This is a genomic window from Methylobacterium persicinum, assembly GCF_022179525.1.
Classification (GTDB): Bacteria; Pseudomonadota; Alphaproteobacteria; order Rhizobiales; family Beijerinckiaceae; genus Methylobacterium; species Methylobacterium persicinum.
In genome coordinates this window covers 24710-38548 of record NZ_BPQX01000059.1, presented here as the reverse complement: position 1 = coordinate 38548, position 13839 = coordinate 24710, and the positions used below count along the sequence as shown (strand labels likewise).

General features: G+C 69.7%; 14 protein-coding genes. 12 read left to right on the top strand and 2 right to left on the bottom strand.

The window, feature by feature from the left end:
- Positions 1-161: 161 nt before the first annotated feature.
- Entirely contained in the window at positions 162-1454 is a 1293-nt protein-coding gene (locus MFF22_RS21920) for a glycosyltransferase family 87 protein (protein WP_238252722.1), read from the top strand.
- Here the strand turns inward: MFF22_RS21920 and MFF22_RS21915 are convergent.
- Together MFF22_RS21915 and crtD are read right to left on the bottom strand one after the other, a co-directional pair.
- The gene (locus MFF22_RS21915; RefSeq protein ID WP_503128769.1) at positions 1420-2250 is read right to left on the bottom strand and encodes a carotenoid 1,2-hydratase family protein; all 831 of its coding nucleotides are present in this window, start codon (positions 2248-2250) and stop codon (positions 1420-1422) included. The genes MFF22_RS21920 and MFF22_RS21915 overlap by 35 nt on opposite strands.
- Positions 2247-3806 (bottom strand): 1-hydroxycarotenoid 3,4-desaturase CrtD, encoded by a 1560-nt coding sequence (gene crtD / locus MFF22_RS21910; RefSeq protein WP_238252717.1) that lies wholly within the window; start codon positions 3804-3806, stop codon positions 2247-2249. Before crtD ends, MFF22_RS21915 begins: the two co-directional genes overlap by 4 nt.
- 101 nt (positions 3807-3907) lie before the next feature.
- Between crtD and MFF22_RS21905 the strand changes: the two genes are divergently transcribed.
- The 11 genes from MFF22_RS21905 to pufM all read left to right on the top strand — a co-directional run bounded on the left by MFF22_RS21905 (position 3908) and on the right by pufM (position 13831).
- On the top strand, positions 3908-4777 hold the full coding sequence (locus tag MFF22_RS21905) for a polyprenyl synthetase family protein (RefSeq protein ID WP_238252715.1): 870 nt from the start codon (positions 3908-3910) through the stop codon (positions 4775-4777).
- A gap of 14 nt (positions 4778-4791) precedes the next feature.
- Positions 4792-5925 (top strand): methyltransferase, encoded by a 1134-nt coding sequence (locus MFF22_RS21900; RefSeq protein WP_370877543.1) that lies wholly within the window; start codon positions 4792-4794, stop codon positions 5923-5925.
- 98 nt (positions 5926-6023) lie between these two features.
- A complete protein-coding gene (bchC, locus tag MFF22_RS21895) occupies positions 6024-6962 on the top strand; it encodes a chlorophyll synthesis pathway protein BchC (protein WP_238252712.1) in 939 nt (312 codons plus the stop codon).
- A complete protein-coding gene (locus MFF22_RS21890; RefSeq protein WP_238252711.1) occupies positions 6959-7963 on the top strand; it encodes a chlorophyllide a reductase iron protein subunit X in 1005 nt (334 codons plus the stop codon). The genes bchC and MFF22_RS21890 overlap by 4 nt, the downstream gene beginning before the upstream one ends.
- Positions 7964-7968: 5 nt before the next feature.
- Positions 7969-9498 carry a chlorophyllide a reductase subunit Y gene (bchY, locus tag MFF22_RS21885; protein ID WP_238252710.1) on the top strand — a complete coding sequence of 510 codons (1530 nt, stop codon included), beginning with the start codon at positions 7969-7971 and terminating at the stop codon, positions 9496-9498.
- Complete coding sequence (bchZ, locus tag MFF22_RS21880; RefSeq protein ID WP_238252709.1) at positions 9498-10964, top strand: chlorophyllide a reductase subunit Z; 1467 nt, start codon at positions 9498-9500, stop codon at positions 10962-10964. The genes bchY and bchZ overlap by 1 nt, the downstream gene beginning before the upstream one ends.
- A gap of 28 nt (positions 10965-10992) precedes the next feature.
- Entirely contained in the window at positions 10993-11214 is a 222-nt protein-coding gene (locus MFF22_RS21875) for a hypothetical protein (RefSeq protein ID WP_238252708.1), read from the top strand.
- A gap of 160 nt (positions 11215-11374) precedes the next feature.
- The gene (gene pufB / locus MFF22_RS21870) at positions 11375-11611 is read left to right on the top strand and encodes a light-harvesting antenna LH1, beta subunit (RefSeq protein ID WP_238252707.1); all 237 of its coding nucleotides are present in this window, start codon (positions 11375-11377) and stop codon (positions 11609-11611) included.
- Between the two features lie 10 nt (positions 11612-11621).
- Entirely contained in the window at positions 11622-11810 is a 189-nt protein-coding gene (gene pufA / locus MFF22_RS21865; RefSeq protein ID WP_238252706.1) for a light-harvesting antenna LH1, alpha subunit, read from the top strand.
- Between the two features lie 68 nt (positions 11811-11878).
- Entirely contained in the window at positions 11879-12703 is an 825-nt protein-coding gene (gene pufL, locus MFF22_RS21860; protein ID WP_238252705.1) for a photosynthetic reaction center subunit L, read from the top strand.
- Positions 12704-12850: 147 nt separating this feature from the next.
- The gene (gene pufM, locus MFF22_RS21855; RefSeq protein WP_238252703.1) at positions 12851-13831 is read left to right on the top strand and encodes a photosynthetic reaction center subunit M; all 981 of its coding nucleotides are present in this window, start codon (positions 12851-12853) and stop codon (positions 13829-13831) included.
- Positions 13832-13839: the final 8 nt, after the last annotated feature.

Below are 13839 nucleotides of genomic sequence, written 5' to 3'. Positions count from 1 at the left end.
ATTCCCCTGTCCGATGGGGCGCGTGCTCCCCGACGCACCTTCGCAACCATTGCAGCCACAACCAGGACGCACAAGTGTGACGGCGCGCGGATTTCCACCGTTAACGGCGCCGGAACCCTTCCCCCCTACGCTCTGCCCCTCTTGGACCGGGAGGGCCGCCCTTGCACGCCACCGTCTCGGATGCCGGCCGGAGCCGATTCGCCGCCCTGCGCGCCGATCTCGCCGACATCGTCCTGAACGATGCGCGGCTCCTGGCGTTCGGTCGCCGGGCTTCTTTGGTTCTCGTCCCGCTGACCCTGGCGATCGTCGTCGTGCTGTTCGGCACCGGTCCCGATCCGCGCCACAACTGGTATGGCGATTTCCTCGGCAACGACTTCACGCAGGTCTGGGTGGCGGGCCGGGCGGCGCTGGAGGGCCGGGCAGGCGAGCCCTACGATCTCAGCCGGCACCTCGCGAACCTCGCCGAGGCCTTCGGGCCGGAATGCCGCTTCGCGTGGCATTACCCGCCGGTCTTCCTGCTGCCGGCCGCGGCGATGGCGTGGCTCGACCCCCAGGCGGGCTACATCGTCTGGTGTGCTCTTTCGGCCGCCTTGTTTCTGTTGGCCATGCGGCTGGCGGCGGGGCGGATGGACATCGCCCTCATCGCCTTCGCCCACCCCCTGGTGTTCTGCAACCTGTCCTACGGGCAGAACGGTTTGTTCACGGCGGGGCTGATGACCCTCGGCCTCGTCGCTCTCGACCGCCATCCCCGGCTGGCGGGTCTGTGCTTCGGGCTCCTGGCCTACAAGCCGCAATTCGCGGCGCTCGCACCCTTGCTTCTCCTCGTCACGGGGCGGTGGACGGCCCTCGTCGCTTTGATCGGAACCGTGGTCGCGGCCTGCCTCGCCTCGGTGGCCCTGTTCGGGATCGAACCCTGGCTCGGCTTCTTGCGGACCTTGAGCACAACCAACCGCATCATCCTTCAGAATGCGGCGGCAGGGCTCGATCTCAATGCGAGCGCCTTCGGGGCGATCCGGCTAGTGGGCGGCTCCATCACCCTGGCCTGGGCCTTCCAGATCACCGTCTCTTTGGCGGTGCTGGCTTTCGTGGGGAGGGTCTGGCGGGGCGGGGCCTCGCCGGAGATTCGCGCCGCCGCCTTTCTCGCCGCAACGCCGCTGCTCTCGCCCTACGTGCCGGTCTACGACCTCGCGCCCCTGGTGCCCGCCACGCTGTTCCTCGGCGTCGCCGCCTGGAAGGCCGGCGGCCTCGCGGGGCCGGAGCGCGCCCTCCTCGCCGTCAGCCCCCTCGCGGCCCTGCTCCGGGTGGGGGCGGGGGCGACGGGGTTCTCCTTCGGCCTCGCCTTGGCGCTCGCGACCCTCGGGTGTGTCGCGTGGCGGGCACGCGTGTCCCTCCCCCGCACGGGCGGGAAGGACGGAGCTGCTAAAGCGGCCGCGGCATGCGGAACGGCAGCATGAGCCGCACCATCGGGTTGCGGAACCGGTCGAGCGATAGGCTCTCGTGGACGGCTCGGACGGGCTCGCCCGCCAGCGTCGAAGCGAGGAGCGAGCGCGAATAGAACGGCGTGTCCTCGAAGGTGGTGATGACCCGCGACCGGCCGTCATCGCTCCGGGTCTCCCGGGGCATCCGCCAGAACTTCGTCGGCGGGAGGGATGCACTGAGCGGCGGGCGGATGTCCCGGCGGGTGCCGTCGAAGGCGAACCCCAGGGACAGGTTACGCCCGTCGCCTGCCCGGTGCTTCACGTCGTAGAGGATCGCCGCCCCGTCGGGCAGTTCGGCCCGGCACCATGTCCAGCGGGTGAAGGCATCCTCCAGGGGTTCGTCGCCGTCGTTGGTGTCGAAGTAGCCGCTGCCCTGCCACGAGAGGCCGGGATGAGTCAGATCGACCTCAACTCGCGAGGCCGGCGCCATCGGCCACCAGCGGTGCCGGCCCCCGGGATCGAGATGGAACGGCCCGGCCGTGATGCCGGAGGGCCGCAGGCGGATCGTGCCGCGGATCCGCCGGGGCAGGGGCGCACCGCGCTCGTCGATGTGCACGGTGAGTTCGCTCCCGTCCCATTCCATGGAACTGGGGCCGATGGCGATGTGGTCGGCCCCCCGCGACAGCCGACCGGACTTCCGCTCCGTCATGGCGAAGCGGCCGGGGCGGCCATAGAGCACGACGTTCATCGCGCAGTGGTCGAACGGGTCCTTGTCCCGGCTCCAGGCGTAGTAGGGCGAGAACACGCTGCCGATGAAGGCGATGATCGTCAGGCCGTGGGTTCCGTCGTCGCTGACCGCATCGACGTACCACCACGCATAGCCGTTGCGCCCGACCGGCCCGTCGAACCGAGGTCGGCGAGGATCGCCTGCGCCGCGAGCCTCCCCGATTGCGCCGCCATCGGCACGCCCGGTCCCGGATGGACCGACCCCCCGGCCAGATACAGCCCCGGCACCTTCGTGCGCGAACCCGGACGCTTGAACGTCGCCGCCCAGCCCTGGGGTGCCCGCCCGTACAGGGCGCCCTGGCTCCCCGGGAACAGGGCCGCGAAGTCGTCCGGTGTCGTCACCACCGCCTGCGATTCCCGGGTCAGGGACAGGCCGCAGGCGTGCAGCCGCGCCTTCAGGTTGCTCTCGCATCGGGCGATCTCCGTGGCATCCAGGGGGCGCTCCAGGCCATCGGCGGGAGCGTTGACGAGCATGAGCAGGCGTTCCGCCCCGCCGGCGAAGGCGCCCTCGGCGCTCCGGTCCTGGGCGCAGACATAGACCGTCGGGTCCGTTGGCAGGCGGCGGTCGCGCAGGATCGTATCGAACTCGGCGCGGTAGTCCGGTGAGAAGAACACCGTGTGGTGGGCCAGGGGGAAGCCCGCGGTCTCCGCCCGCAGGCAGAACGTGACCGCCGAGAGCGATCGTTCGGACCGGGCGATCCGGTCGCCCGCGGGCGCGGCGGCCCGGCCGAGAAGCCCCGCCCCGAGCCCTGCCACGTCCCCGTTACAGACGACGACATCCGCCGGGAGGCGGCTGCCGTCCGCGAGCCTCACCCCCGATACCCTGCCGGACGTGACCTCGATCTCGTCCACGCCGACGCCGTAGCGGATCTCGGCCCCCCGTTCGACGGCGAGGTCGGCGAGGGCCGCGGCCAGGGCGCTGAGTCCCCCCTTCACGGTCCAGACGCCGGCCTGCTCCACATGGGCGACCAGCATCAGCGTCGCGGGGGCGGTGAAGGGCGAGGCGCCGCAATAGGTGGCGTAGCGCCCGAAGAGCTGCAGGAGGCGCGGATCGGAGAAGTAGTCCTTCAGACCCGCCCACAGGGTCGCGAAGGGCTGGATCCGCCACAGGTCGCCCATGCCGGAAAGGCCAACCCGCCTGGCGAGACCGGCGGGCCCGGTCCGGCCGCCCCGGATGAAGGGCCCTTCGAGGGTGCGGTAGACCTCCGCGGCCCGGCCGCAGAACCGGCGATAGCCTTCGGCCTCACGTCTTCCGGCGAACTCGCGGATCGCCTCCACCGAGGCGTCGATATCGGCGAACAGATTGAGGCGCTCGTCCCGGCTCCAGGCATGGCGGGCGAGGAGGCTGGCCCCCTGCAGGCTCAGGCGCTCCTCGAGCCGCGCGCCGCATTCCGCCAGCAACTCGTCGAACACCCACCGCATCGTGAAGACCGTGGGACCTGCCTCGATGCGCGTGTCCTCGACGGCCACGGATCGCATCTTGCCGCCGGGCGCCCCGGCCCGCTCCACCACGGTGACCGACAGGCCCGCCCGCGCAAGGCTGAGGGCCGTGGCGAGGCCCCCGATCCCGGCTCCGATCACGACGATGCGCGCGCCAGTCATCGCTTCGAAACCTCCCCCAATCGGGATTGATCTTGTCGCCCGGCAGTGTCAACTATAAGTGACACATAACGCTGACAACCCGTCATGACACGGAGGGCGATATGGAGCCCGGCTCGCGGATCGAATCGGCCCTGGACCGGGCCGTCGCCTATGCCGAAGCGCCCGGTGCGCCTCCGCTCCTGGCGGAGGCCATGCGCTACGCGGTCTTTCCCGGCGGCCACCGCATCCGCCCGCGCCTGTGCCTCTCCGTGGCGAGGGCCTGCGGCGATGACGATCCCGTGGCCGCCGATTCGGCAGCCGCGGCGATCGAGCTTCTGCACTGCGCCTCCCTGGTTCACGACGACCTGCCGTGCTTCGACGACGCACCGACCCGCCGGCAGAAGGACACCGTCCACGTCGCCTACGGCACGCCCATCGCCGTGCTGACGGGCGACGCGCTGATCGTGCTGGCCTTCGAGACCCTGGCACGGGGGGCATGGCGGCACCCGCGCCGTCTCGTCCGGCTCGTGAGCCTGCTCGGGCGGGCGGCGGGCTCGCCCATGGGCATTGCCGCCGGGCAGGCGTGGGAATCGGAGGCCCATGTCGATCTGAGCGCCTACCAGCAGGCCAAGACCGGCGCCCTGTTCGCGGCGGCGACGGTGGCCGGGGCCGCGGCGGCGGGGGCTGAGCCGGAGCCGTGGCGGCGCCTCGGCGAGGCGTTGGGCGAGGCTTATCAGGTCGCCGACGACCTGCGGGACGTCGCCTGCCGTCAGGAGGAGATTGGTAAGCCGGCCGGTCGGGATGCCACCCTCGGGCGGCCCAACGCGGCGGCGCTCCTAGGAACGGGGGGCGCCCTCGACAGGCTCGCGCGGCTTACCCGCGAGGCGGTGGCGGCGGTTCCCGATTGCCCCGGCGCCGACCGCCTGACCGCCGAGATCGAGGCGCAGGCCCGGCTGTTCCTGCCGGCGAGCCTGCGGCCGGTGTCGGCCTGAGCGGCGGCGCTGCCCTGACCGAGCCCCCTGCGGCACGGCGCCTGCCCATCGGCGAGCGCTGGCTGACCCTGCGTAATCGCCTGGTGGCGAGCCCATGCTTCCAGCGCTGGGCGGCGGGCTTCCCGCTGACGCGCCACATCGCCCGGCGGAACACCCGTACCCTGTTCGATCTCTGCGCGGGCTTCGTCTACGCTCAGGTCCTGACGGCCTGCATCCGCCTCGACCTGTTCGGAAAGCTGGCGGACGGCCCGGTGACGGGTGCCGACCTCGCGCTCCGCCTGGGACTGGCGCCGGACAAGGCCCGCACGCTCCTGCTGGCCGCCTGTTCCCTCGACTTGATCCGGGAACTGCCGGGGGATCGCTTCGCCCTCGCCGATCTCGGCGCGGCCGTCACCGGCAATCCGGGCATCGCGGCCATGGTCGAGCATCACGCGCTGCTCTACGCCGACCTCGCCGACCCCGTCGCCCTGCTGCGAGGCGAATCCGGGCCGACCGGACTCTCCCGCTACTGGCCCTATGCCGGCGGCGAGCCCGTCGGCAGTGAGGCGGCGGCGCCCTACGGCGCCCTGATGGGTACGTCCCAGGGAATGATCGCGCAGGACATCCTCGACGCCTGCGATCTGTCCGGCATCCGTCACCTGATGGATGTCGGGGGCGGGGAGGGGGCCTTCATTGCGGCGGCGGCGGCCCGGCTGCCGAACGCGCGCCTCACGCTGTTCGACCTTCCCGCCGTCGCCGAAAGGGCGCGGCTCCGCCTCGACCGGGCCGGACCGGGCGAGCGGATCGTGTGCCGCGGCGGCAGTTTCCACGCCGGTCTCCCCGAAGGCGCCGACGCCATCTCCCTCGTCCGAGTCCTGCACGACCACGATGACGGGGTGGTCCAGGGCCTCCTCCGCGCGGCCTTCGCTGCCCTCGCGCCGGGTGGCCGGCTCATCATCGCCGAACCCCTCGCGGGGACGCCGGGCGCCGAGCCGGTGGGTCATGCCTATTTCGGCTTCTACTTGCTCGCGATGGGGTCCGGTCGCCCCCGGACGGCGGAAGAACTGTCACACATGGCCCAGGCTGCCGGCTTCGAGCGGGTCAAAGAGCACAAAACCCGTCGTCCGCTGCTGGCGCGGGTGCTGCTCGCACACAAAAGCGGCATCTGACTGTTAAGACAGGTTGACGCGGAAAAGTGTCTATCTAGAATGACACTCGGAAGGCCGCCCCCGCGGTACTCCCAATGAGTCGGGCGGAAATTCCAGCCATGGACGCTCTCGCCGTCATCCTCGAACAACCGGAAAGGCTGGCGCTGCGGCGACTGACCCTGACCGATGTGGGTTCGGGCGACGCGGTGGTGGAAGTCGCCTGGAGCGGGATCAGCACCGGCACCGAGCGCCTGCTCTGGTCCGGCCGGATGCCGCACTTCCCCGGAATGGGCTATCCCCTGGTCCCGGGCTACGAGACCGTCGGCCGGGTGGCCGAGGCCCCGGCCGGTTCGCCCGTGCGGGTGGGCCAGTGGGTCTTCGTTCCCGGCGCACGCTGCTTCGGCCCAGTCCGAGGCCTTTTCGGTGGCGCCGCCTCCCACCTCGTTACCCCCGCCGAGAAGCTGCTTCCGGTGGACGCTGCGCTCGGCGAGCGCGCCTGTCTGCTGGCGCTCGCCGCCACCGCCCATCGGGCGGCGGGCGGGATCGGGGAGGGGGATCGTCCGCTGGTCGTCGGGCACGGGGTGCTCGGCCGGCTGATCGCCCGGGTCGCGGTGGCGATGGGCGCCGAACCGACCGTGTGGGAGACAGATACCGCCCGCCGGGATGGCGCCACCGGCTACGCCGCCCTCGCTCCCGAGGCCGATCCGCGCCGGGACTACGCCCGCATCGTGGATGCCAGCGGCGATGCGTCCGGCCTCGACAGTTTGATCGGGCGCCTCGCCCCCGGCGGCGAGATCGTGCTGGCAGGCTTCTACGAGGCGCCGCTCTCCTTCGCCTTCCCGCCGGCTTTCATGCGGGAAGCGCGCATCCGAATCTCCGCCGAGTTCCGCCCGGACGACCTCGCGGCGGTGAGCCGCCTGATCGAGGCCGGCCGCCTGTCCCTCGACGGTCTGATCACCCACCGCGCGCCCGCCGCGCGGGCCGAGGAGGCTTACCGGACGGCCTTCGCCGACCCGGCCTGCCTCAAGATGGTCCTGGATTGGAGGGACGCCGCATGAACGTTCAGCTGAACAAGCTTGCCCTGGCCCAGGCGTCGCAACTGCGCGACGAGGCCGCCATCGAGCCCGATCCCGTCTCCACCGCCCCGGCGAAGAAGGAGACGCAGATCATCGCGATCTACGGCAAGGGCGGCATCGGCAAATCGTTCACGCTCGCCAACCTCAGTTACATGATGGCCCAGCAGGGCAAGAAGGTGCTGCTGATCGGCTGCGACCCGAAGAGCGACACCACCTCCCTGCTGTTCGGCGGCAAGGCCTGCCCGACCATCATCGAGACTTCCACGAAGAAAAAGCTCGCGGGTGAGCAGGTCGCCATCGGCGACGTCTGCTTCAAGCGCGACGGCGTCTACGCCATGGAGCTCGGCGGGCCGGAGGTCGGCCGCGGCTGCGGCGGTCGTGGGATCATCCACGGCTTCGAGCTTCTGGAGAAGCTCGGCTTCCACGAGTGGGGCTTCGACTTCGTCCTCCTCGACTTCCTCGGCGACGTGGTCTGCGGCGGCTTCGGCCTGCCGATCGCCAGGGACATGTGCCAGAAGGTCATCGTCGTCGGCTCGAACGATCTGCAATCCCTCTACGTCGCCAACAACGTCTGCTCGGCGGTCGAATATTTCCGCAAGATGGGTGGCAATGTTGGCGTCGGCGGCCTCGTCATCAACAAGGACGACGGGACCGGCGAGGCGCAGGCCTTCGCGGAAGCCGCCGGCATCCCGGTGCTCGCGTCGATCCCGGCCGACGACGACATCCGTAAGAAGAGCGCGAATTACGAGATCATCGGCAAGCCCGATGGACGCTGGGGCGATCTCTTTTCCGGACTCGCCGCCAACGTGGCTGCCGCCGCGCCGCACCGCCCGACGCCACTGACGCAGGATGGGCTGCTCGGGTTGTTCTCCAGCGAGACGACCGGCCGCGACGTGGTGCTGGTTCCGGCGACCCACGAGGACATGTGTGGCGTCGCCCACGTGTCCAAGCCGTCCCTTGAAGTCGTGTACGACGAGGTCTGACGCGCATGGCCGTCTCCCTCGACATCGCCGAACTGCGGGCCCGCAAGGCGGCCCCCGCCATCGACCTCGCCGCCACCAAGGGCGACGGGCTCGGCTGCCACGCCGGCAAGGACGCGATGCGGGAGGCCGCCGAGGCGGCCGGAATGTCCGAGACCCTGGCGCAGCTGCGCGAGGATTACCCGCAAGGGCCCCACGACCAACCGCAGAGCATGTGCCCGGCCTTCGGGTCGCTCCGCGTCGGCCTGCGGATGCGCCGCACCGCGACGATCCTCTCCGGCTCGGCCTGCTGCGTCTACGGCCTGACATTCACCTCGCACTTCTACGGTGCCCGCCGGAGCGTCGGCTATGTGCCGTTCAACTCCGAGACGTTGGTCACCGGCAAGCTGTTCGAGGACATCCGCGAGGCGGTCCACGCCACCGCGAAGCCTGAGGATTACGACGCCGTCGTCGTCATCAACCTTTGCGTGCCGACCGCGTCGGGCGTGCCGCTGCGGCTCCTGCCGAAGGAGATCGACGGGGTCCGCGTCATCGGCATCGACGTGCCGGGATTCGGCGTGCCAACCCATGCCGAGGCCAAGGACGTGCTGGCCGGCGCGATGCTGAAGGTCGCCCGCGCCGAGGCCGAGCACGGCCCGGTTCAGGCGCCGAAGGGCGGTCGGTCCGAGCGCCCGACCGTTGCGCTGCTGGGCGAGATGTTCCCGGCCGACCCGATGGTGATCGGCAGCCTGCTGGCGCCGCTCGGCCTCGCGGCGGGGCCGGTGGTGCCGACGCGGGAATGGCGCGAATTGTACGGCGCCCTCGATTCCGCCGCAGTGGCGGCGATCCACCCCTTCTACACGGCGAGCATCCGTGAGTTCGAGGCGGCAGGCCGGCCCATCGTCGGCTCGGCGCCCGTCGGCGTCGAGGGCACGGCGGCGTGGCTTGAGCGGATCGGCGGCGCCTGCAACGTGTCTGCGCAGACCATCGACGCGGCCAAGGCCGGCATCCTCGCCGGGATCCGGGGCGCCCTTTCGGCCTCGCCGATCAAGGGACGGATCACGCTCTCGGGCTACGAGGGCTCGGAGCTTCTGGTCGCCCGCCTGCTCGTCGAGAGTGGCGCCGAGGTCCCCTACGTCGGCACCGCCTGCCCACGCACGCCGTGGTCCGAGGCGGACCGGGACTGGCTCGAAGCCCATGGCTGCGAGGTGCGATACCGGGCCTCCCTGGAGGACGACCTCTATGCCTTCGCCCATTTCCGGCCGGACCTCGCCATCGGCACGACGCCGGTGGTGCAGAAGGCCAAGGAGAACGCCACCCCGGCGCTCTACTTCACGAACCTCATCTCCGCCCGGCCGCTGATGGGTGCGGCAGGCGCCGGGTCGCTGGCGACGGTGATCAACGCGGCGCTGGCCAACAAGCCGCGCTTCAATGCGATGCGCGACTTCTTCGAGGGCGTCGGCACCGGCCACGCCGCCGGCGTCTGGCAGGAGGTGCCGCAGAAGAAGCTGTCTCCGAAGGCCGAAGGCCCGAAGAAGCCGATCGGGGAGATGGCATAATGCTGATCCTCGATCACGACAGGGCCGGCGGATACTGGGGCGCGGTCTACGTCTTCACGGCGATCAAGGGGCTGCAGGTCGTCATCGACGGCCCGGTGGGCTGCGAGAACCTGCCCGTCACCTCGGTGCTGCACTACACCGACGCCCTGCCGCCGCACGAACTCCCCATCGTCGTGACGGGCCTCGCCGAGGAAGAACTCGGCCGCCACGGCACCGAGGGCGCGATGAAGCGCGCCCATTCGACCCTCGATCCGGGGCTGCCCAGCGTCGTCGTCACCGGTTCCATCGCCGAGATGATCGGCGGCGGCGTCACCCCGGAGGGCACCGGCCTTCAGCGCTTCCTGCCCCGCACCATCGACGAGGACCAATGGCAGGCTGCCGACCGGGCGATCACCTGGCTCTGGCAGGAATACGGGGCGCGGAAGTTCGCCAAGAAGGGCATCCCGGCCCGCCCCGCCCGCAAGGAGGGCGAGAAGCCCCGCGTCAACCTGATCGGCCCGGCCTACGGCACCTTCAACATGCCGAGCGACCTCGCCGAGATCCGCCGGCTGGTGGAGGGCATCGGCGCCGAGGTGAACCTTACCTTCCCGCTGGGCTCGCACCTCGCGGACGTGCCGAAGCTCGTCAACGCGGATGCCAACATCTGCCTCTACCGGGAGTTCGGCCGTGGCCTCTGCGAGGCGCTTGAGCGCCCGTACCTGCAGGCGCCGATCGGCGTGCTCTCCACCACCAAGTTCCTGCGGGCGCTGGGTGAGATTTTGGGTGTCGATCCCGAGCCGTTCATCGAGCGCGAGCGGCACACCACGATCAAGCCGGTGTGGGACCTCTGGCGCTCCGTGACGCAGGACTTCTTCGGCACGGCGAGCTTCGGCATCGTCGCCACGGAAACCTATGCCCGCGGCGTCCGCCATTTCCTCGAAGAGGAGATGGGCCTGCCCTGCCACTTCGCCTTCGGCCGTTCGGCAGGACTCAAGCCCGACAACGCCAAGGTGAAGGACGCCATCGCCAAGAACCCGCCGCTGGTCCTGTTCGGCTCGTTCAACGAGCGGATGTACCTCGCGGAGGCCGGCGGCCGGGCGACCTACGTGCCGGCCTCGTTCCCCGGGGCGATCATCCGCCGGCACACCGGCACGCCGTTCATGGGCTACGCGGGCGCGACTTACCTCGTGCAAGAGGTCTGCAACGCCCTGTTCGACACGCTCTTCCACATCCTGCCGCTCGCCCGCGACATGGACAAGGTCGAGCCGACCCCGGCCCGCACCCACCGCGAATTGCCCTGGGATGCCGAGGCGCTGTCGGCCCTCGACCGCGCCGTCGAGGCGCAGCCCGTCCTCGCCCGAATCTCCGCCGCCAAGCGCCTGCGCGACGCGGCCGAACGCGCCGCCCGCACGGCCGGCGCCGACACCGTTGCCGCCGGCCATGTGACCGGCGCGCGCACTGACCTCAACGCGGGTGTCACCGCATGAGACGCTTTCCAAGAGAGGAGACCTGAGGATGCGTACGATGGCCCCGACCGCGCGCCAGCATCAGGAGGAACTCCAGTTCCGGCTGATCCTGGCCGCCACCTACCCCTTCTTCCTGGCGGCCGCCGTCTTCGGACGGATGGCGCCGGGCCGCGCCCCCGCCCGTCCCGGCCTGCCCGCGCCGCACCGCTCGGTCTTCGGCGAGGCCCGGGCCATGGCCGTCCAGGCCATCCCGTTCGCCTTCATGGGCTGAAGGTCGGCCGCGCTGACACCCTTCCGGGCGGCGGGCCTTCCGGTCCGTGGCCCCGACACGAGACGCTTCCGTCCGGTGACGCGGGGGAAGTGAGGCCGCTTTCTCCGCGGCAGCACCCGTCGTGCCGAGAGGCGCGGCCAATTCACGGAGGTCTTAAACCATGGCTGGTGGACCCATCACGACAGAAAGACCGAGCAGCCTGTCTGGGCTGACGGAACCGGAGGCCAAGGAGTTCCACGCGATCTTCCTGACGAGCTTCCTCATCTTCACGGCGATCGCCGTGGTCGCCCACATCCTCGTCTGGCTGTGGCGTCCGTGGCTGCCCGGACCGCAGGGCTACGCCTCCCTTGAGGGTGTCCGCGACGCGGCCCACGCCCTCGTCACGATGATCGGCTGAGGAGGATCGGATGCACAAGGTTTGGCTGCTTTTCGATCCGCGGCGCACGCTGGTGGCTCTGTTCACCTTCCTCTTCATCCTGGCGCTGCTGATCCACTTCATCCTGCTCTCGACGGACCGGTTCAACTGGCTGGAAGGCCCGAAGAACAACAAGGCCGCGAGCAACATTACGCTGGCCCTGCCGGAAATGCCGGCCTGATGAGACGACACGGAGGGGCGGTCCGCTGACGCCGCTGCCCCTCCGATTGCCGAACGGGAGGTCTCGCCATGGCGATGCTAAGCTACGAGCGCAAATACCGGGTCCGCGGCGGCACCTTGCTCGGCGGCGACCTGTTCGACTTCTGGATCGGCCCGTTCTTCGTCGGCTTCTTCGGCGTGACGGGCCTGTTCTTCACCGTGCTCGGCACGGCGCTGGTGATCTACGGCGCGGCCATCGGCCCGACCTGGAACATCTGGCAGATCAACATCGCCCCGCCGGATATCAGCTACGGCCTCAAGCTCGCGCCCCTGAAGGAGGGCGGGCTCTGGCAGATCATCACCATGTGCGCGCTGGGCTCGTTCGGGTCATGGGCTTTGCGCGAGGTCGAGATCTGCCGCAAGCTCGGCATCGGCTACCATGTGCCGATCGCCTTCAGCATGGCGATCTTCGCGTATTTCACCCTGGAGGTGATCCGTCCCCTGTTGATGGGCGCCTGGGGATACGGCTTTCCCTACGGGATTCTCTCGCACCTCGATTGGGTGTCGAACACCGGATACCAGTACCTGCACTTCCATTATAACCCGGCGCATATGCTGGCGGTGACGTTCTTCTTCACCACGACACTGGCGCTGGCCATGCACGGCGGCCTGATCTTGTCCTCGACCAATCCGGGCAAGGGCGAGATGGTCAAGACCCCCGAGCACGAGGATACCTTCTTCCGCGACACGATCGGTTACTCGATCGGCACGCTCGGGGTGCACCGCCTCGGCTGGTTCCTTGCGCTCGCCGCCGGATTCTGGAGCGCGGTCTGCATCGTGATCAGCGGTCCGTTCTGGACCCAGGGCTGGCCCGAATGGTGGGGCTGGTGGCTCAACCTTCCCGTGTGGCGCTGAGGATCATTGCACAGCCGGCATTTTCCAGCGCCGAACCGGCATCCTCTTCGGCGGAAAGTGCCCTGAAATCCCGCAGTCCGCGCGGGGCATGTCGCGGACGCTGCGAGCCGGGTCGGATCGACCGGCCGGCTTCGGGGGGATCGGACGATGGCGTATTACCAGAATTTCTTCACGCAGGTTCAGGTCCGGCCCCTGGAGCCGGAGATGGGGGTGCCCGTCGCCGTCAACGACCGCGTGGGCAAGCCGTTCAACAGTTACTTGTTCGGTCTTATCGGCAACAGCCAGGTTGGGCCGATCTACATCGGCTACATCGCCGCCCTGTCGATGGTTTGCGGGCTCATCGCCTTCGAGATCATCGGGCTCAACATGTGGGCCTCGGTGAACTGGGACCCGGTGCAGTTCGTGCGCCAGCTGCCCTGGCTTGCCCTGGAGCCGCCGCTGCCGAAATACGGCCTGCGGATCCTGCCGCCCTTGAACGAGGGCGGGTGGTGGCTCATCGCCGGCTTCTTCCTCACCACGTCGATCCTGCTGTGGTGGATCCATCTCTACCGGCGCGCGCGGGCGCTCAAGATCGGCGCCCACGTGCCGTGGGCCTTCGCCAGCGCCATCTGGCTCTACCTCGTGCTTGGCTTCATCCGGCCGATCATGATGGGCTCGTGGTCGGAGGCGGTGCCCTTCGGCCTGTTCCCGCACCTCGATTGGACGGCGGCCTTCTCGCTGCGCTACGGCAACCTGTTCTACAACCCGTTCCACATGCTCTCGATCACCTTCCTCTATGGGTCGGTGCTGCTGTTCGCGATGCATGGCGGGACGATCCTCGCCTGTTCCCGCTACGGGGCGGATCGCGAGATCGACCAGATCGTGGACCGGGGCACGGCCACCGAGCGCGCTGCCCTGTTCTGGCGCTGGACCATGGGCTTCAATGCCACGATGGAATCGATCCACCGCTGGGCGTGGTGGTTCGCGGTGCTCACGACGCTCACGGGAGGTATCGGCATTCTGCTGACCGGGACCGTCGTGGACAACTGGTACCTCTGGGCGGTCAAGCACGGCGTCGCGCCGTCCTACCCGCAAGTCTACGGGCCGATCGTCGATCCGGCCCATCTCAGCCCCGTCGTCAGGCCGTGAGGAGGGCG

Coding starts and splice junctions, on each gene's coding strand:
- crtD (WP_238252717.1), bottom strand. CDS start 3,806: ATGACTGGCGCGCGCATCGTCGTGATCGGAGCCGGGATCGGGGGCCTC.
- MFF22_RS21905 (WP_238252715.1), top strand. CDS start 3,908: ATGGAGCCCGGCTCGCGGATCGAATCGGCCCTGGACCGGGCCGTCGCC.
- bchC (WP_238252712.1), top strand. CDS start 6,024: ATGGACGCTCTCGCCGTCATCCTCGAACAACCGGAAAGGCTGGCGCTG.
- MFF22_RS21890 (WP_238252711.1), top strand. CDS start 6,959: ATGAACGTTCAGCTGAACAAGCTTGCCCTGGCCCAGGCGTCGCAACTG.
- bchY (WP_238252710.1), top strand. CDS start 7,969: ATGGCCGTCTCCCTCGACATCGCCGAACTGCGGGCCCGCAAGGCGGCC.
- bchZ (WP_238252709.1), top strand. CDS start 9,498: ATGCTGATCCTCGATCACGACAGGGCCGGCGGATACTGGGGCGCGGTC.
- MFF22_RS21875 (WP_238252708.1), top strand. CDS start 10,993: ATGCGTACGATGGCCCCGACCGCGCGCCAGCATCAGGAGGAACTCCAG.
- pufB (WP_238252707.1), top strand. CDS start 11,375: ATGGCTGGTGGACCCATCACGACAGAAAGACCGAGCAGCCTGTCTGGG.
- pufA (WP_238252706.1), top strand. CDS start 11,622: ATGCACAAGGTTTGGCTGCTTTTCGATCCGCGGCGCACGCTGGTGGCT.
- pufL (WP_238252705.1), top strand. CDS start 11,879: ATGGCGATGCTAAGCTACGAGCGCAAATACCGGGTCCGCGGCGGCACC.
- pufM (WP_238252703.1), top strand. CDS start 12,851: ATGGCGTATTACCAGAATTTCTTCACGCAGGTTCAGGTCCGGCCCCTG.